The following is an 18931-nucleotide window of genomic DNA, read 5'->3' as shown; positions in this document are numbered from 1 at the left end:
AAGCCCCAGGTCATCCCGCCTATTCGAGTTTACCTAGCATTTTCTAACATGTTTGTTTGTGGCATACCTCACATTATTTTGAAAATTCATCACATTGTCATAATCCATCATTATCTTGAGCGTCATCTCTATTACCTGACTTGGAGTTAACGTGAAACATACACATAAACTACTGATTGCTTCGATATTAACCGCTTTATACAACGCACCCGTGCTGGCAGAAGATTGTGTCGCCGGAGGCACAGCTGACTCCCCTACACTGCTTTGTAATGCAGCAGACAGTAATAACATTAATGACAGCCGTGATAATTTGTCTATCACTGTTGAAAGTGGTGCTCAACTTGTCGATGAAAACGATCGCCCTGTAAAGCTGGACGGTTCAAACCAATCAGTCATTAACTACGGTCTTATTGAAAGTGGCGATGATGATGCTATTCGCGCTAAAGGCACTGACCTGACTATCGATAACTCTGGCACCATTATTGGTGGTGATCGTGGTATACGCCTTCAAGATGATGCCGATAATTTCACTTTGCTTAACCGAGAAACTGGAAAAATCTTTGCTGAAAATCAAGCCGTAAGATTAGACGATGATACCGAACTGAAAAATGCACACATCACCAACTATGGTCAGATCGAGAGTGAAAAAGGTCGTGCTATTCAGAGTCGTGGTGCAGGCACAACAGTCATTAACTACGGGACATTACGTGGTAATGAAGAAGTGATTGAAGCGCGCGAAGACTTCACCCTGGAAAATCACGGCACCATCGTCCTGAATGGTTTGTCATGGAACGCAGCGACGAAAACCTGGACTAACACTGGTGCCACCGACGATGAGGACGGCGTGCAATTTGCCAGCGGTACCGCAGATAACTACGGTGTGATTTTGGGCACCGATGATGGTATCGATATCGACGAAGGCAAAGTACACAACCATGCTACCGGTGTGATTGTATCAACCGGTACAGAAAGTGACCCTTTGAATGGGGGCAATGGTATTGATATTGATCCACTTTTCGAACCGAATGTAGGTGATGTTCGCACAGCCGGTCCACTGACCATCATCAACGAAGGTTATATCGAAGGCGTTCATGCGATTGGTTCGGATGACGCAAGTACTTCTGAAGTCACCGTCACCAACAGTGGTACATTGGTCGGTCGTTCAGGCACAGCTATCCATTTTGCGCCCAATCAAGGTAATAGCAGCCTCACACTGACAGGTAACAGTGAAATTATCGGTGATGTGATGTTTGGTAGCGGTGATGACATGGTGATCGTCGAAGGACTCACTACTACTGGTCAGCTAAGCTCAGGCATCTTTGATGGTGGTGAAGGCATCAACAGCATTTTCTTCAATGATTTCGAATTGTCAGATATTTTGTCATTTGAAATTTCTGATGCGCTTGTCTACCTGTCATTAGGCGTGGATAGTGGCGAATTACTATCAGGCAAGTTCAAAAACTTCTCATCATGGGGTTTTGGTGATGGCATCTTCTCTACTGAGTATCTTGCCAGCCAGTTCTCTAACCCAAGTGCCGTACCATTGCCTGCAGCATTACCTCTGTTTGCTTTTGGCTTGGTAGGTATGTGGGCTGGCCGTTCACGTCTCAGAGGTGCTAAAGCAGCCTAATTTGGGTGTTATTTAGAGGCCTGAGTTTAGAGCCAGTGTAAACACTTGATATGGAGTGTGTACACTGGCCCTAAATTATTTTGGGGATATTAAAACCTTCGTTAAAGCAGTCACCCTTTAAATTAGGTATGTTAGTGTCTCACTCACTATCTCAGTGTCAGAAAGAGGCCAGTTTTGAATTCTCGACATATTGTTTGCTTCACTTTTTTATTGCTGCTTCAGGCATGTTCTTCGATACCGACGACACAAAACCGCTCGGATACCGCATTACACTTGGCTAACAGCCATGGTTGGCAATCACAGCTCCTCACCACGTCTTCATTCCAATTGCAAAGCTTTGTTCCTAAAAACAGCAAACCATCAAAACGTTTAACGATTTATATCGAAGGCGATGGCTTAGCTTGGTTAAGTCGTCGAAAAATATCTTCTGATCCCACCCCAATCGATCCACTTGTACTCAAGCTTGCAGTACAAGATAAACAAGCTGTCTACCTGGCTCGTCCTTGTCAGTATATTAACTCTGATACCTGTGACAAAAAGGTATGGACCTCTGCTCGATTTTCAGCTGAGGTTGTGGAATCCATGAACCAAGCCGTCACTGAACTGAAAAATCAGTTTCAGGCCTCATCATTAAGATTGATTGGTTACTCAGGTGGTGGCGCCATTGCTACTTTATTGGCAGCTGAACGAGATGATGTCGACCAGCTGGTCACCGTGGCCGGTAATATCGATACAACGGCCTGGACAGAAATGCAGCATATTTCAGCATTAACAGACTCACTTAACCCGGCAGATGCATGGCAAAAACTCACTGATGTTCCACAAATCCACTTTGTTGGCAGTGAAGACAAGATCATGCCTGAGGCGGTTGCCAAGTCATATCAACAGCATTTTCCTGACTCCAGGCAACCCGAGGTCAGAGTGATTACTGGCATGACTCATCACTGCTGCTGGGCTGAGCACTGGCCAGAATTATTAATGGAAATTTCGGCTTCTGATCTGGAAATCGAATAGATAAAAAAAGCCATCATGCACTTCATGATGGCTTTGTTACTTGCAGATAGTTTTTAAGCTATTTATGCGACTAAATTCGCTTTACGTCGCAAACCTAAAAAGCCTAATAATGCTGGCCCAAATAAAAATAAAGCGGCTGGAACCGGCACGGCACTGACAGCTTGACTCACCACCAGATTAGCAAAGGTATCACCAAACACCAGTTCAAAATTAAAGCCGCTAATGCTCGGCAGAATGACACTATCAAAACTGCCAACGATGCTGGCAAACGTTAAAAAGTTAAACGTACCTTCGGTGACATCATCACCAATAAACTCAAAGCTCAACACTCCGGCCAGCGAAGCGATACCTGACACATCCAGTAAATCAGAATGCGTTTCATCAAACTCCACTACCATCGAACCAAACTCGCCTTGCGTGTAATTACCATTGATGATCATCGTGCCAATCGAATTACCCGCAGTCAGACTGGCATAGTTCTCATAACTTGAACCATTGACCGTAACGTTGCTGTTTATCGTGCCAGTGCCTGATAAGCTGCCGCCTTTAATATTCACGCTGGTTTGAGTCATGACGCCGTTGTTGATGGTTTGACCAGAGGTTTGTGTGTAGCTCCCCTCGCCGGTGACACTTCCCTTCGTATATATAGTTACATCACCACTATTCGTCATGACATTATTGTTGATAACTTCATTATAATTTCGCAGCGTATTTGAGGTCGAAAAAACACCGGAGTTTGTTATCAAGCCTTTGTTTATAATACGGTAATTATTGTTCAAATCCGCGTTATTTGTAATCTCACCAGTATTAGTAAACACAAAACTATTATTAGTGAATTGACTATTATTTATAATTTTGCCTTGGTTATTCACCGAACCGGCCATGATGAGCTGCCCATCATTTTCTATCTCACCGGTATTTGTCAGGGAGACGGCATTAAAAAGTCCTGTCGATTTAATGGAAATAAAACCATTATTATTCATTTCGCCTTGATTGTATAAACTTCCCCAGACAGCCAAAACCCCATCAGTACGATTATCAAGGACTCCTAAATTTTTCATGGTATTACCCTCGGTAATATACGCATGCTTATTGTTGATAAACGTGCCAGTATGGTCGATGGTAATTTTACTCGATTCTAAGGTAGTGACATTATTATCATTCTGGAACGTATCGCCGTTATTGACCGTATTATTATCGTCAGTAAGATAGAGTCTTTCCGTGTTAATGCCGCTTAAGTCTTGAGCATACGCGACACTTAGGATTGAACTAGTCATTAATACAGTGACTAGAAAAAGTGTAGGTTTTACAAAGGTATTCATCCGTTAATCTCTCGTATAGAGCAACCCAGCCACCTTGTCATCCTCAAGGCCTGTAGCTTTCCGTCCTCAGTTCACACTGAGTTTGGCAGAAAAATAGCGTATTGGAATCAATACACAACGAGAAACAGCTTAGTGTTTGTTTTGATTACGCACTATCCGATTTTCGCAAACTGTAAATTTAATTAAAGGCACGGCGAAGTGTGGTTGAAGGTAACTCACCAAAGAGTTGCAAATAGTCATTGGAAAATCGGCCAAGATGCCAAAAATGCCACTCACTAGCCACCTGTGTCACTGTTACACTGATATCGACCGGACAGAGAAGCTGAGAGCGAACCCGGTTTAATCTCAGTCGATACAAATAAGCATTGGGAGTCACCCCCACCACTTTTTTAAAGTTATATTGCAGATTACGCTGGCTGATATACAAGTCTTTACAGATATCAAGAATCGTCGGACAAGTATGACTTTCCAGCTTGGCATGAATATAGTTTATTGCTTGTCGTACTGATATCGTCGCCCGACGGCGTGACAAAACATCACTGGTCTGACCATCAAGCAGTAAGGATGAATCCAGTGCTAGTAACACATATTCCATTACCGATGAGTTCATGTTTTTCTGTTGTTCACGTAAGAGATGATTCGAGTCCATCGCTGATAACTCACATAGATAATCAGTGAAAACCTCTAACGGTTGTCGGTTCACCTCACTGAACAGCATGACGCACTCAGCAGCCATTTCCCAATGCTGTGGATTAATAGCTCTGGCTGACTCTAGAAGTGCCGACTGTTCAAATCGAAAATAGATCGTCTCAACATCAACTCCTGCCTGTATATCAACTTCAACATTGGCTGGCAGAAAAAATAATGAATTCTCAAAGCCATCGTACTCAGACACTCGCACCTGATTGTTCGCCGATCGTGCAAAAGACACTGTGCAAAAATCCTGCTCAATGATGGCACGTTTATGCACAATCTGATTTTGTTGTTCAAGCACGATTCGGACATCATCATTGCCCATTTCACGGTAATGTCCGCGGTACTGTCCTGCAGATAATTGCATTATCTCAATGGGCAACCAGTCTTGTGCCACCTGCTGTTCATAGGCATCAAACAGAGGCTGATCACGATAGACAGTATGGTGCGTCGACATCACTTTTATATGTTCGGTAGGAAGGATTGAATGCACATGACAATAAAAGCCATTAGAATGAATGACTCTGAATATACCCTGATTCAGCATTCTTTTCTCATTCATTGCAAACGGATGCTCAAGAAGCCAGACCTCATAGATGATAACGTGTCTCTAACAAACCACTAAGCAATCACCAGCTCCAAAACAAAAAAGCCCCAACCGTTTCCAGTTGGGGCTTTTCATTTCAGTAATGCTTCAGTCTAGAAAGACCAACGCAGTTTGACTGATGCCGTTTGGTTTAAAAAGTCTTCACGACCTTCTACATCGTATTGAGCGGTGATATCAGTGTAATCGTTTAAATTAACGGTGGCACCGACACCGGCTCTGGCTAACCACGGAGAGGGATCAATCCCATCCGTAGTAAAGGCAGTACCACCACCAGTATAAGACGCTGTCAGACTAGTATCGTCATTGATGACATCATAGCCCACGCCGATATTAGCCAGTAAAGTCGTCTTATCATTTAACTGATGGTCGATATCGGTTTGTACCATTAAGATAAATTCATCGGAATGAACGCTGTCCACATCAAGGTTAATCGCCCCTGCGCCTTTTTCTGTGTAACTTTCATCACGAATATACGCATAATCGGCACGAAGGCTTGGCATTACTGTGCTGCTGTCATTCAGCTCAAAACGTTTGCCAATACCCACACCCACATGGGCAGTGTAGCTATCGTAAACTGCTTCAGCGGTACGGCCAATAAAACTGATTTGGCGTTTGCTATCATTTTTATTCATACCCACATCGGCTTGCCAGTTCAGTTCCACATTTTCAAACTGGGATAAGTCATGGCTACCGTAGGCAATCAACTGATAGGCATCAATATCGGCTTTGTTACCGGATGACATACCATTACCATCAACGCGGGTGTTCATATACGATAAAGCCAGACCTAATCGGCTTGATTGGCTGACATCACCGTCCATACCTACCACAAAACCGTAAGAGTCGGCATCATAACCACTCACACCATTACGTTCTTGTTGACGGGTCCAGCTACCCACCGGTTTTAACCACATGTTTTTATCAGTTAAAAATGCATCACCTGAAGATAAACCACGAGTATTGGCCTGACGGCTTTGAATCACGCGGTTGGTGCTGTGCAAAGTATTGGCAGCGAGTTTTGTGGTGCCGCCCACCAGTAAAGGTAGAGTTTCGGCCACCGCTTCTGTGATTTCCTGGTCATTGGAAAGACGCCCGAATGCTGTTGACACGTTTGCAATATCTGTATTTGTAGAGCCGCCGTTCACAAAACCGTCTAATACACGTGCTGCACTACGACCGGATTTAAAGCCTTCACTGTTGACGCTTTGAAGTACACTGGTATTACCATCTCTTGTTACACGTAAGCCGACAGTATTCCCTTCTTTTTCTGCAGCGAATGAATAGAGTAATGAATTATCCGTCACTTCAAAGCTGCCTGCATCCAAGGTGCCTGCGCTAATCACCTTGCTGAGAAGGCTCCCATTAGCGAGCGATGGCGCACCTTTAACATCTACATCAAGCTTCGAACCATCGGCAAAAGTGGCAGTGCCCGTCACATTTAACTTACCGTATTGACTCGCATCGATCAGTCCCAGTCTAAGCAGACCATTCAGCGTTTGCGTATAGTCTGCCGTTGCTCCAGCCTGACCGAGTGTTAACGGTTTATTAGCAGCAATCGATAAGGTGCCACCAACCACATTCACATTTCCTGAAAAGCCTTCCAGGTCACCGGTTAAAGTTGTAGAACCTGATAAAAAGTTAATAAAACCTTTACCGTTAGCATCTACAATTTCTTGGGAGAATACATAGTTAGTGTTGTTATGGTTAAAGTTAATAATGCCATTGCCAGCACCTAGCTCAACAGATGATGCACCTAAAGTACCTGCTGTTACAACAGTATCGCCAGACGCTGCACCAATATTAAGTACCCCCGATCCAGCCGCCTGATCACCTAAAATGAGTGTACCAGTGCCATTATTTATATTGAAATTAGCACCATCAGCTAGATTTAAAGTCCCTTCCCCCCTGTAACCAATTATCGCAGTCGCACCATCTGCCTGAACAGAAGATCCAGTGCCGGTTACCTGCATATTGCCAATTGCCTCCTCATCATAGCCGAGAAGTAGGCTTGATGATTCTAATGTACCCCCATTTTTTACGATTAACGTACCTTCACCTGTGAAACCGACTCTTAGATAATTAGCTGTCAATGCTGCACTTGATGAGTCGATTATTAATGTGCCGGTTGCTCCTGATCCCACAGCAATGTTTGTCCAGCTTGTTGTGAGAGAACCATTTGTAATTGTCAGATTACCAGTAGACCCATCTGAGTTACCAAGATATAAATTAGCAGTAAGATTTTGTGATGAACCATCGCTGATAGATACTGTACTGCCATTATCTATATTGGCAAGGTCAGTAGGTATTACACCACTGTCCCAATTCGTCGCTGTAGACCATTCTCCATCAGCACCAACCCAATTGTTTATCCCTGCTGCCTGCACTGCCAGCGGTGTTGTTGTCAGCAGTGCAGCTGATAACACAACGGCATGACCGACTGTTTTGGTCTGAATGTTGGTCTTTTGTGTTTTTGTTTTACCTTTAGCTGATGTGAACTCAGAGGCTACCATCCATGCTTGCCTGCTGACATTCCAAACGATGCGATATGCTAGGTTCATACTACTTTTCCATTCCTGTTTTAATTAAGGGTCTACCGAAAACGTTTCTTACTAAAACGAATTTTGTGGTTTGTAAAAAAACGTTAAAAACGAATAAACACTAATCAATAGAAATGGTTTTTTTAAGCTTATTTTTGTATCAATTTGTATCAGACAATCGCGATCGGTTTGGTCAGCTGATAACCGACGTTACGTATGGTTTTGATGGGAAATTGAAAGTCATCCGAACTGAAGCGTTGGCGCATCCGTGAGATATGTAAATCCAGGCTTCGACTCTCAGGTGAATAGTTAGGATTACCCAGTGCACTATAAAGCGCCTCACGTGAGGTCGCCTTATCATCCATGGACTGTTTAGCTAATAGTGAAAGTATGGTCAGTTCACTATTGTTGAGTGGGTGTTGTTCACCATCAGGTGTTATCAATAACCAATTGACCGTATCCAATTGCCATGCATGTGTTTGCTTAGGCTGATGTGTTGTTAATGCTTGAAAGCGATTATTGATAACGGCCAGGAGTTCACGAATATCGACGGGTTTTGCCAAATAATAATCGGCACCAGAAGTAAGACCATTGACGCGATGCTCAACTTCACCCAATGCAGAAAGCATCACCACATCAATACGCCGGTTTTGCTTTAGACGACTAACAATATTGAGGCCACTGTCATCCGGCAGATTCACATCGAGCAGCACCATATCGGCATCAAAATCATTCAGAATGGCATCCATTTCTCGTGCTGAAGCAGCTTCATTGACCAGCAGACCTTCGCTAGTCAAAATGGCTTTAATTGGTGCACGAAAATCTGCATCATCATCAACAATCAAGATCTTCGGCTTAGTCATGAGACACCTCATTTTTTGCTATTTGCACACTGAAGACAGTGTGTTGTTCACAACTGAGTGAGATGGCAGCCTGATGCATATCGCATATACGCTTGGCAAAATATAATCCCAGACCTGAACCGCCCGCCGAGTCAGAGGATTCGACTCGAAAATATTTATCAAATATATAGGGGCGATGCTCTGCAGAAATACCGGGACCATCATCCACAACCTGAATAATGTAGTCACCGTTATTTTCTTTCAGTTCCATATACACGGACGATCTGTGTCGAGCGTTTTTAAGTGCATTTGAGACCAAATTAGAAAATAACACGTTGAGGAACATCTCATCGCCTAGCACATTAGCCCCTGAAGGTAATGAATGAATAAGAGGAATGTCATATTCCGTGGCTATATTCTCCAATACAAGACTTAGCGAAGTATCGTATAAAGCCTTCTCCTCCTGCTCAATCGAGTGAGCCATCCATTCATCATTTAAACAACGCTCGACCAAGGCATTCAGTCTCTCAGAAACATGCTTAATCCGATGCAAACTCTCATCGACGATCGGCGTTTTCACTTGCTGCAGCATAAGAGCGGCATCAGCATTTGCTTTAATCGCACCGATGGGTGCTTTAAATTCATGAGATAACATGGAAAGAAAATGTTGTTGTTCTTTCAATGATTGATGAGCAATATCACGTGCCTGAGTGACTTTATTCACCTCATTACGTAATTGGTTATGTAACTTTTCTGAGGTCAAGACAATAAAGCCCACCGTGATCACGAAGCTGCTGACAATAGCCATCAAGAAAATCACATAGGCGGCATTGAAATCCAAAAACGAGATGTCTTTTACAGGTGCGTAGAGCATATTGGCTATTCGCCAGAGACTGATCATTCCCAGCACCAAAAAAGTGAGAGACATACCTAATCGTCCAGGCAGGTTTCTAGCATTTTTCCATAAAACATAGCTTGTCATCAGTGTAAGAATAGCGACACCGGTTGCTGAAATAATGATACGTTCTGCTAGATAATGGCTGCTTTGAAACCACCAAAAAAGTGGCGATAAACATATAATCATCGAGACAGGAAAAAGCCAGGCAGGCTTTAACCCGGTTAATTGTCTTGAGGCTTGATAATAAAAGAGTAAGGCGAGGAAGTAACTGACATTCGTCACCATGATCGATAAAGTGACATCCATACTATCTCGAAGCAGTAAAAAATAGGAGGCTATAGCCTGAAAACCTGCGCCGATAGCCGCGTATTTCAAGCCTTCCACGTCTTTCAACAGACGATAAAATAAAAATAAAGTGATAGCTGAAATAGAAGTAGTGATGACTAAAACAAGAACGATGGTGCGTAAATCAGGTAACAAAAGTAACTCACTCTTACAAAGGCACTAAATGGAATATGTCTGCTAATTACAGCAACTGAGCTGCTGCAAGCAGAAAATCACCACAGATTATGACAAACCATCACCGTAAAGTGAAAAGCGTTCTGATCAAGGGCACTTTACATTACTCATAAACTTGTTTCGCCAAACAGATTTAGTGAGAGAATTTAAGCGTCTGTTCTAAAGATTTATGCCACTTTCACAACGATTATGTGTCAATACACTTACAGCAAAATAATCAAAGGACGAATATGACGAAGATATACCATAAAAACGACGCGGCCATTTCTGAGCTTGATGAACTGCAATATCACGTCACTCAGCAATGTGGCACCGAGCCCCCTTTTAACAATGCCTATTGGGATAACAAAGAACCGGGGTTGTATGTAGATGTAGTGTCTGGCGAGCCCTTATTTACCTCGTTAGATAAATACGACTCGATGTCTGGCTGGCCTAGTTTTACCCGCCCACTTGATGCCAACAATATTACTGAGCATAGTGATGACACACTAGGCATGGTCAGAACCGAAGTCCGTTCGAAATACGGTGATTCGCACTTAGGTCATGTCTTCCCTGATGGGCCAGAAGAACATGGTGGCTTGCGTTACTGTATTAACTCCGCCAGCTTACGCTTCATCCCCCAAGACAAATTAGCTGCTGAAGGTTACGCTGACTACCTGCCCTTGTTTGATAATGACGAGTCAACGGATACCGATACCATTGAAACCGCCATCTTAGCCGGTGGATGCTTCTGGGGCATGGAAGAACTATTCCGTCACCAACCCGGTGTAATTAATACCCGTGTTGGCTACACTGGCGGTCATGTGCCTGATGTCACTTATAAAGATGTAAAACAAGGCGACACCGGGCATGCTGAAGCGATTGAAGTGATGTTTGATTCTTCACAAACCAGCTACCGTGACATCCTGGAGTTTTTCTTTATGGTGCATGACGCCACCACCAAAAACCGTCAGGGAAATGATATTGGTGACAGTTATCGCTCAGCTATTTTTGTCGAAAATAGTGAACAAGCCAAAGTCGCCGATGAATTAATAAAAGAACTCGATGCCAGCGGCATTCTTCCCGGCCCAATCACCACCGAAGTCACCAAAGCCGGTCCATTTTACGAAGCCGAACCCGAACACCAGGACTATTTACAACATTATCCGAATGGCTATACCTGTCATTGGATTCGTAAAGATTGGAAATTGAAAAAGTAGTGCTTAGATAAATCACACACTCGGGCATCCAATCTGGATGCCCTTTTGTATGCCTATCTATTTTCCAGACCTTAAGCATCACAACTAAGAGCTAGTCCACTAGCATTTGACCGAAAAATAAATTTGCTTAAAAACGTAGGTTGGGTAGAACCTGTGAAACCCAACAAATCCTATACTTGAATATATATTTTGGGTTTCGTACCTCAACCCAACCTACAGTGCTGGGTGCCCTTTTTATGCCTAACAATAAAGCACTTCGCTTCCCTTTCTTTGGCTTGACAAAAAACGCTAGTGAGTTTGTATTTAAGCTATTGCCAGAAAACACAAAATAAGTCAGAGTTAAACTTAATTCAGAAAAAATGGAAGGTTTCATGAATACTATAAAGTTGGCTTTATTTGTCCAGCCAAGCTCACCATTCCGGCTTTATTTCCCAAAAAAATTAATCGCGTTTTTATTAATAAACAGATACTTAAGAAATCTAAACCGGAATTATGGAGCGACTTCTTTAATATTTATTATGAAGCCAGTGGCTTCATAATAAATATTTTTAATGTGAAGTAAGGTTTCTGCTTTCTTTAACATCTTCGGAAAGCCAAACTTTAATCAAAGATTGATAAGGAATATCTCTTTTGTTTGCCTCAGCTTTAATGCTTTCAAGAAGAGACTCCGGCAATCGAAGTGATATCGTTTTAGTAGACGGTTTTAAATTGGGAAGTGTTACTCTTTGAGCGTCACTCCAATCCAGATAATCAGTAGAGTCATGAGTTTCCCAAAACTCACGCTCTTCTGATTCATTTTTAAATTTCGGTAGTTTTTTATTTTTGCTCATAATAAGCCCTCTCTTTATGGTGCATATCGCGGGCTGAAATAACACGAATCAATGTTTCATTTTGGCGCAGGGTAAAAGTAATATGAAGCAACCGCTCCGTATCTGTTTTACCAAGGGCATGGTACCTAGTCTCTATTTGGCTGTGTTTTGGGTCGTGCAACAAGAGTAAAGGGCAATTAAAGAACACCTGCTCAGCCTCAACCTGACTAACACCATGTTTTTTAAAATTTTTTCTGGAGTTACCATCATCCCAGTTAAAACCTATAATAGAGTTTAAGTCAATCATTAATGTATATTATCAACATATACATAGTATGCAAAGCAAAGCTATCAACATGGCGCCCCAACTAGCTCCACTTCGGCCTACAGGTTATAACGCTTAGGGTAAACTCAGGAAATTAAATTAGGGATAAAATGAAACCGTCAAAACTAATAATTTTCAGTATATTAATTTGTCTTAATACACTTGCACAATCATCAACTTTATCAAAAAGTGAATTTACAAAAGAATTTCTTAAAGAAATATCTTCAGAAATTAAAGAATCAAAATTTGTAGTTATTTCCGACTTAAAAATTCACACAAATGATATAGCTGGTTATGAATTAAACATCTTTCTCGATAATGCTTATGATGCATATAACTCTGGTCAAAGATCTTTAACAGAGGTTTTTAATGACCAAATCAAATCTATAAAAAATCAACAATCCGCTTATTCTGATAACAATATCAAAAGTATATTTCCAGTCCTAAAGCCAAAAACTTATCTTGAAATTGCCAAGAAACAACTTAGAGATTCTGGATATGACAAAGAGACTCTTCCCTTCTATGTTGAGACTCTGAATGATGATATGTATGTATTATACGTTTTTGATACACCTGAAAGTATGCGGTTTGTATCACCGGAAGATGTAGAAAAACTTAATATAGATACATCGTTAATTCGCTCCATTGCCAGTAAAAATCTTGATAATTACTACCATAAGATTGGGGCACAATTACAGCTACTTGACACAAAAGGTAATGGAACAGTCTATATGTTTGCTGCAGATGAAAATTATGAAGCATCAGCACTTGTTTCTTCATTGTTTTTTGAACAAGCGAGTAATGCACTAAAAGGTGACTTTGTGGTATTTACCCCAGCAAGAAACTTAGTTTTACTTGTTGCTCCACAAGATACTCTTGGGCTCCAAATCGCATCTAAACTAGCATTTCAAGGTTATTCTGAGCTCGGTTATTCAATTTCACCTTATGGGTACAAAAAAGTTAATGGCAATTGGAAAAGGTTATTGTTCTGATGATTAATAATCAAACATTCAAACACTATAAACCAATTGATTTCGACTTGAGGCAAGGCTGACATGTCAGACGATATACCTGCTACCACCATATTTAAGTCGAGTTCGCACTGGGCTGTAGTCGGTATATTTTTACTGCTGTTACTGGCCAGTATTGCTCACGCTCGTGATTTTCTCGTGCCGGTAGCGCTTGGTGTGTTATTGGCACTGGTATTTAGTCCGGTGCGACGCTTCCTTGAGCGCCGACGGCTACCACCAGCTGTCTCCGCTTTTATTATTGTATGCGGATTGATGACGCTAATAGGTTTGGGCTTAAGCACGCTCGCCGATCCCGTACAGCGTTGGATTAAAGAAGCACCCACCATCGGTTATAAAATAGAACAGAAATTACGTGGTGCCAACGAATCAGCGAAAGAAGTCATTGATGCTGGTAAACAGATTGAGCAGATCGCCTCCCTGGAAAACGAGACAGAGCAAGTACAGAAGGTCTCACCACGCGAACCTGGCGTGCTTGTCAAACTTGCCACTTCGGTGCCTGAAATTCTGGCGCAAGTGCTATTTACCTTAGTGTTGCTGTTCTTTCTGCTGGCCTCAGGTGATATGTTTTACGAAAAGCTAGTACACATCATGCCGACGTTTAAAGATAAACGTAACGCGATCAAAATTAGCTATGACATTGAACGTAAGTTGTCGAATTACTTATTCACTATCACCCTTATTAATGCTGTGCTTGGTATAGCGGTTGGAGTATCAATGTGGCTACTGGGCATGCCAAATGCCATCTTATTCGGAGTGTTAGCGTTCGCCTTTAATTTTGTGCCTTACCTTGGTGCTATTGTCGGCGTTGTGATCGCGGCTCTCGTGGGATTGCTTACCTTTGACCATACCGGTACTGCACTGCTTCCGGCCCTCACTTATTTGATCCTAACTATTTTTGAAGGGCAGATTGCCACACCATATTTCGTTGGTCGGCGTTTAGAAATGAACCCCGTCGTGATTTTCCTCTCGGTCGCATTATGGGCCTGGCTGTGGTCGATTGTGGGTATGTTAGTAGCAGTGCCATTATTGGTTGCTGTTCGCACCTTTTGCGAACATATCCCCAGCTTAAAGGCATTTGGTACTTTTCTCTCGGCACGCGGTAGTGAAAACTTTCATCCAGAAAATACCGACATAGAAACCTGATGTGATACTAGAGGAAAAATAGAGATGGCGCTGGGGAAATAGAAAGTCGAAATCAAGAAACAAAATACTTCTGACGCTAAAAAAAGCATTAGCATTAAGTTGAGAACTTATCAGCACAAATCGGAAATTTGAAAAGCTCCTAACCCCCCGTCTATTGCCGCCAAAAATTAGGGTTGATTGATGGACTAAGTGGTCGAGTGTCTGACCGAAGGGAGTTATCGACCACGCCATCAAGCAAAGTTCATTTTTGGATGAAAGGCAATATCGGGTGCCCTTTTGTTTGGTTCGTTTATTTTGGGCATGCACAAATTCGTCTGGAACGAATTTGGACGCCAGAGGCGCCCGTAGGGTGAGTGACATGGATGTCACGAATCAAATTAAATGAACGCCTTGCGGCAGCGTGTGATTTAACAAAAGAAACTATCCGTTGGGTTTTGTTCCTCTACCCAACCTACACAACTCATGTTTTTGTTATAAACAATCAAACCATTACAAAGCTTAACATATTCTCTTATAGTTTAAAGAAGGGTGCGCTTGCGCGCACCCCGGTTGAGTTAGGCTGCTTTAGAAGTGTCAGCGTTTTGATTTTCCATATCATGTTCCAAAGCTTTGTTAGCTGTTTGATTAATCGGGATTGATTTAGGCTTCATCGCTTCAGGAATTTCTTTCACAAGGCTGATAGTCAGTAAGCCATTGGAAAGATCGGCGCCAGTCACTTCGACGTAATCAGCAAGGTTGAACTTACGTTCAAATGAACGATAAGCAATGCCTTGATGGAGGTACTTACGCTCTTCTTTAGCCGCTTTTTCACCTCGCACTGTCAGCACACCATTTTCAACCTGAATATCAAGCTCTTCTTGTGTGAAACCTGCAACGGCCACCGTGATGGCATAGCGGTTGTCCTCAATAAGCTCGATATTGTAGGGAGGGTATCCACTGGAAGTGGAGTCTGCAGTGAGTGCATGGTTAATCAGTGATCCCAAACGATCAAAACCAACACTACTACGATAAAGAGGGGTTAGGTCAATTGCATTCATGGTATATCCTCCGTTAGAAGCAATATAAAACAAAAACAATCAATGGTGAGTGCCCCTTTATGGGCGGCCTCTCACGCTATGTTTAATAAGGGTGAGCTCTACAAATTTCAAGTCTTTTTATGAGATTTTTATCTAACCATAATGCATAACGACGGTACATTTTTGCTCAATCTTGGCTCAATAAAAAAGGGAATCAGCACCAGCTAACTCCCCCTCTTTCATACTCAGATATTTGTTTTGGATTAATGCAATGTATTTGGATCACTTGCTGAAGCGACGGTGTCATTAAATAACTTGGCGACATCGACTTTATCAAAGGTGTAATGCTGGTTGCAGAATTCACAGGCGACTTCGATCTCACCTTCGGTAGCGATAATGTCACCGGCCTCTTCCTGCCCTAACATGGCGATGGTTTCTTCTACGCGCTGACGTGAGCAGGTGCATGAAAAACGTAATTCTGTCGGTTCGAACAATCTGACTTGTTCTTCATGAAACAGGCGATGTAATAAGGTTTCTGATTCTAAGGTCAGCAACTCTTCATCGGTAATGGTGCCTGCCAGTTGGCTGATACGGAACCAGTCTTCCTGGGAGTCTTCACGTTGGTTTTCTTCGCTTGGCAGTTGCTGTATGAACAAGCCAGCCACATTATGTTCATTAGCTGAAAGCCAGATTTTGGTGGCTAATTGTTCTGAGTTTTCAAAGTAACTTTCCAGCGTTTCTGACAGATTATCGCCTTGTAAACTGACCACGCCCTGATAAGGTTGTTTGGCCCCTTCCTGCTCAATGGTAATCGCTAATGTACCGCCACCCATCATGTCTGTGAGGCTAGCATCATCGGCAATATCGCCGTCCCACTGAGCTAATGCACGTAAGGTATTTTTACTGGTGCATTCCACCATCATCAGAGACACTGGCCCTTCAGAACGGACTTGCATAACCAGGCGACCGGTAATTTTCACTGTGGCGGTGAGTAACGCAGCTGCGCCCATCATTTCACCTAAGACATTGCGTAAGGCTTGAGGGTAGTCACGGCGGTTTAACACTTCCTGCCAACTTTCCTGCAAGTTGACCCATTCACCACGAATCGCTGCATTATCAAAAATAAAACGTTGTAAACAATCTGATTTCACTACTGTGATACCTATTTCTTTAAGTTTGGGAGTGAGAGTTTTAGCAAATCAGGTGATAAGAAACCACCATATTTCTTTCACCCAATAAAAAAGCCGGACAACTACTTGCCCGGCTATTCTATCGCATATGCGTGTTTTAACTAAGCAATCTTCAACAAAATTTCGTTGATACGTTTGACATAAGTGGCTGGGTCTTCCAGTTGTCCACCTTCTGCCAATAATGCCTGGTCAAACAGAATCGATGTCCAGTCCGTAAAGCGACTTTCGTCCGATTCTTCTTTAAGTTTCAGCACCATCGGATGCTCAGGATTCAGTTCCATAATCGGTTTTGTGCCTGCCACATCCTGACCGGCCGCTTTTAACATACGCTCAAGATTCATACTCATATCGTAGTTATCGGCGACTAAACAGGCTGGAGAGTCAGTTAAACGATGCGTGATACGCACGTCTTTGACTTTGTCTTCCAGTGATTTTTTGACTCTTTCGACTAAGTCTTCGAAGTTTTTATCGGTTTCTTCGTGGGCTTTTTTCTCTTCTTCGTCTTCCAGCTCACCTAAGTCCAGGTCACCTTTGGCGACAGATTGCAGGTGTTTATCATCAAACTCAGTCAGAGAGTTCACTAACCATTCATCGACACGGTCAGTCAGCAATAAGACTTCGATACCTTTCTTACGGAAGACTTCCAGATGCGGGCTGTTTTTCGCTGCCGCGTAGCTTTCTGCGGTGATGTAGTAAATCTTCTCTTGCTTGTCTTTCATCCGGCTGACGTAGTCTTCCAGAGACACTGTTTGGTCTGACGAGCCAGATTCGGTAGTCGCAAAACGGAATAATTTCGCCAACGTTTCTTTATTAGCAAAGTCTTCGCCCGGACCTTCTTTTAACACCTGACCAAACTCTTTCCAGAACTCGGCATATTGCTCCGGTTCGTTTTTCGCGAGCTTGCTCAATTCGCTCAGCACTTTTTTCACTGACGCAGCACGGATGGTGTCAATGGTTTTACTGCTTTGCAGAATTTCACGTGACACATTCAGTGGCAAGTCGTTAGTATCCACCACACCACGAATAAAGCGCAGGTAACGTGGCATCAGTTGTTCGCTGTCTTCCATGATAAAGACGCGTTTTACATACAGCTTGATGCCGTGCATGCGGTCACGGTCCCACATGTCAAACGGGGCTTTTGACGGGATGTAAAGCAATGAGGTGTATTCGATATTGCCTTCGACTTTGTTATGACTCCACAGCATGGGGTCCTGATAGTCATGAGCGATTTGTTTGTAGAACTCTTTGTACTGATCGTCGCTGATGTCGTTTTTAGATAAGGTCCACAAAGCCGTGGCTTTATTGATAGTTTCATCACCTTTATCAGCTTCATCAATTTTGCCATCTTCGTCTGGTAATGGCTCTTTTGCCATCACAATCGGCAGGTTGATATGGTCAGAGTACTTGGTGATGATATTACGCAGACGCCAGCCGTTAGCGAATTCTTCTTCACCTTCACGAAGGTGCAGCACGATTTCTGTACCACGTTGCGGTTTTTCGATGGTTTCAATGGTGAACTCACCTTCACCGGCCGATTCCCACTGAACACCATGCTCAGCCGTCAGACCTGCACGACGTGTTCTTAAGGTGACTTTATCAGCGACGATAAAGGCAGAATAGAAACCAACACCGAACTGACCGATTAATTGTGAATCTTTGGATTGGTCACCAGTTAAGTTTTCGAAAAACTTGCGTGTACCACTGCGTGCGATGGTACCGATATTTTCAATCACTTCTTCACGTGTCATACCAATACCGTTATCACTGATGGTGACGGTATTTTTATCTTTATCAAACTCGACACGAATTTTTAATTCCGCATCATCTTCATAAAGTGCATCGTCTGATAACGCTTCAAAACGCAATTTATCAGCTGCATCGGCCGCGTTTGAAACTAATTCACGTAAAAAAATCTCTTTATTCGAGTACAAAGAGTGAATCATCAGATTCAATAGTTGTTTGACTTCAGTTTGAAAACCCAGTGTTTCCTTATGTGCATCAACACTCATTGAAAAAATGCCTCCGTATGGCTATTTGTTTGGACATGGGAAGCAGATGGGGTCGGCTTTTTTAAAATCAAGAGCAAATGATGAATATCTGTGACTTGGATTTTTCTTCCCAGCCAACCATAATAGTGAATAATTTTCTAAAGCCGG

15 protein-coding genes and 1 riboswitch are annotated in these 18931 nt (G+C 42.7%); of the genes, 5 read left to right on the top strand and 10 right to left on the bottom strand.

Going from position 1 to position 18931, the window contains the following annotated elements; translation table 11 throughout:
• The first annotated feature begins 151 nt into the window (after positions 1–151).
• Both B2248_RS14220 and B2248_RS14215 read left to right on the top strand, forming a co-directional pair.
• The gene (locus B2248_RS14220) at positions 152–1630 is read left to right on the top strand and encodes a hypothetical protein (RefSeq protein WP_273180154.1); all 1479 of its coding nucleotides are present in this window, start codon (positions 152–154) and stop codon (positions 1628–1630) included.
• A gap of 174 nt (positions 1631–1804) precedes the next feature.
• Entirely contained in the window at positions 1805–2644 is an 840-nt protein-coding gene (locus B2248_RS14215) for an alpha/beta fold hydrolase (RefSeq protein WP_273180152.1), read from the top strand.
• 62 nt (positions 2645–2706) lie between these two features.
• On the opposite strand, the gene B2248_RS14210 is transcribed toward B2248_RS14215, so the two are convergent.
• The 5 genes from B2248_RS14210 to B2248_RS14190 all read right to left on the bottom strand — a co-directional run bounded on the left by B2248_RS14210 (position 2707) and on the right by B2248_RS14190 (position 10023).
• On the bottom strand, positions 2707–3966 hold the full coding sequence (locus B2248_RS14210) for a hypothetical protein (RefSeq protein ID WP_273180149.1): 1260 nt from the start codon (positions 3964–3966) through the stop codon (positions 2707–2709).
• A 16-nt stretch (positions 3967–3982) separates the two neighbouring features.
• A riboswitch (cyclic di-GMP riboswitch) is annotated at positions 3983–4063 on the bottom strand.
• Between the two features lie 81 nt (positions 4064–4144).
• A complete protein-coding gene (locus B2248_RS14205; protein ID WP_273180147.1) occupies positions 4145–5206 on the bottom strand; it encodes a helix-turn-helix domain-containing protein in 1062 nt (353 codons plus the stop codon).
• Positions 5207–5358: 152 nt separating this feature from the next.
• Positions 5359–7824: an autotransporter domain-containing protein gene (locus tag B2248_RS14200; RefSeq protein WP_273180145.1), complete on the bottom strand. Its 2466-nt coding sequence runs from the start codon at positions 7822–7824 to the stop codon at positions 5359–5361.
• Between the two features lie 149 nt (positions 7825–7973).
• The gene (locus tag B2248_RS14195) at positions 7974–8666 is read right to left on the bottom strand and encodes a response regulator transcription factor (protein WP_273180143.1); all 693 of its coding nucleotides are present in this window, start codon (positions 8664–8666) and stop codon (positions 7974–7976) included.
• On the bottom strand, positions 8659–10023 hold the full coding sequence (locus B2248_RS14190; RefSeq protein ID WP_273180139.1) for a sensor histidine kinase: 1365 nt from the start codon (positions 10021–10023) through the stop codon (positions 8659–8661). The genes B2248_RS14195 and B2248_RS14190 overlap by 8 nt, the downstream gene beginning before the upstream one ends.
• 269 nt (positions 10024–10292) lie before the next feature.
• Between B2248_RS14190 and B2248_RS14185 the strand changes: the two genes are divergently transcribed.
• Positions 10293–11261, top strand: coding sequence for a bifunctional methionine sulfoxide reductase B/A protein (locus B2248_RS14185; RefSeq protein ID WP_273180137.1), 969 nt, complete (start codon positions 10293–10295; stop codon positions 11259–11261).
• Positions 11262–11809: 548 nt separating this feature from the next.
• Here B2248_RS14185 and brnA read toward each other — a convergent pair.
• Together brnA and B2248_RS14175 are read right to left on the bottom strand one after the other, a co-directional pair.
• On the bottom strand, positions 11810–12091 hold the full coding sequence (brnA, locus tag B2248_RS14180; protein ID WP_273180136.1) for a type II toxin-antitoxin system BrnA family antitoxin: 282 nt from the start codon (positions 12089–12091) through the stop codon (positions 11810–11812).
• On the bottom strand, positions 12078–12377 hold the full coding sequence (locus B2248_RS14175; RefSeq protein ID WP_273180135.1) for a BrnT family toxin: 300 nt from the start codon (positions 12375–12377) through the stop codon (positions 12078–12080). Before B2248_RS14175 ends, brnA begins: the two co-directional genes overlap by 14 nt.
• 128 nt (positions 12378–12505) lie before the next feature.
• On the opposite strand from B2248_RS14175, the gene B2248_RS14170 reads away from it, so the two are divergent.
• Positions 12506–13387 (top strand): DUF1444 family protein, encoded by an 882-nt coding sequence (locus B2248_RS14170; protein ID WP_273180133.1) that lies wholly within the window; start codon positions 12506–12508, stop codon positions 13385–13387.
• 63 nt (positions 13388–13450) lie between these two features.
• Positions 13451–14569, top strand: a complete 1119-nt coding sequence (locus tag B2248_RS14165) for an AI-2E family transporter (protein ID WP_273180131.1) — start codon at positions 13451–13453, stop codon at positions 14567–14569.
• A gap of 554 nt (positions 14570–15123) precedes the next feature.
• Here B2248_RS14165 and B2248_RS14160 read toward each other — a convergent pair.
• The 3 genes from B2248_RS14160 to htpG form a co-directional block, all read right to left on the bottom strand.
• Entirely contained in the window at positions 15124–15606 is a 483-nt protein-coding gene (locus B2248_RS14160) for an Hsp20 family protein (protein ID WP_273180129.1), read from the bottom strand.
• 242 nt (positions 15607–15848) lie between these two features.
• Positions 15849–16736 carry an Hsp33 family molecular chaperone HslO gene (gene hslO / locus B2248_RS14155; protein WP_273180127.1) on the bottom strand — a complete coding sequence of 296 codons (888 nt, stop codon included), beginning with the start codon at positions 16734–16736 and terminating at the stop codon, positions 15849–15851.
• 140 nt (positions 16737–16876) lie between these two features.
• On the bottom strand, positions 16877–18784 hold the full coding sequence (htpG, locus tag B2248_RS14150) for a molecular chaperone HtpG (RefSeq protein ID WP_273180125.1): 1908 nt from the start codon (positions 18782–18784) through the stop codon (positions 16877–16879).
• Between the last annotated feature and the right edge of the window lie 147 nt (positions 18785–18931).

Origin of the sequence: Methylophaga sp. UBA2012, assembly GCF_002335235.1 — a bacterium.
In the GTDB taxonomy this organism is placed as follows: Bacteria; Pseudomonadota; Gammaproteobacteria; order Nitrosococcales; family Methylophagaceae; genus Methylophaga; species Methylophaga thalassica.
Note: the sequence above shows the minus strand (reverse complement) of the source record. Positions and strands in the feature narration are given on the sequence as shown.

Bases quoted from the DNA above. Each gene is read 5' to 3' on its own strand.
- B2248_RS14210 (WP_273180149.1), bottom strand. From the start codon at position 3,966: ATGAATACCTTTGTAAAACCTACACTTTTTCTAGTCACTGTATTAATG.
- B2248_RS14205 (WP_273180147.1), bottom strand. From the start codon at position 5,206: ATGCTGAATCAGGGTATATTCAGAGTCATTCATTCTAATGGCTTTTAT.
- B2248_RS14200 (WP_273180145.1), bottom strand. From the start codon at position 7,824: ATGAACCTAGCATATCGCATCGTTTGGAATGTCAGCAGGCAAGCATGG.
- B2248_RS14195 (WP_273180143.1), bottom strand. From the start codon at position 8,666: ATGACTAAGCCGAAGATCTTGATTGTTGATGATGATGCAGATTTTCGT.
- B2248_RS14185 (WP_273180137.1), top strand. From the start codon at position 10,293: ATGACGAAGATATACCATAAAAACGACGCGGCCATTTCTGAGCTTGAT.
- brnA (WP_273180136.1), bottom strand. From the start codon at position 12,091: ATGAGCAAAAATAAAAAACTACCGAAATTTAAAAATGAATCAGAAGAG.
- B2248_RS14175 (WP_273180135.1), bottom strand. From the start codon at position 12,377: ATGATTGACTTAAACTCTATTATAGGTTTTAACTGGGATGATGGTAAC.
- B2248_RS14170 (WP_273180133.1), top strand. From the start codon at position 12,506: ATGAAACCGTCAAAACTAATAATTTTCAGTATATTAATTTGTCTTAAT.
- B2248_RS14165 (WP_273180131.1), top strand. From the start codon at position 13,451: ATGTCAGACGATATACCTGCTACCACCATATTTAAGTCGAGTTCGCAC.
- B2248_RS14160 (WP_273180129.1), bottom strand. From the start codon at position 15,606: ATGAATGCAATTGACCTAACCCCTCTTTATCGTAGTAGTGTTGGTTTT.
- htpG (WP_273180125.1), bottom strand. From the start codon at position 18,784: ATGAGTGTTGATGCACATAAGGAAACACTGGGTTTTCAAACTGAAGTC.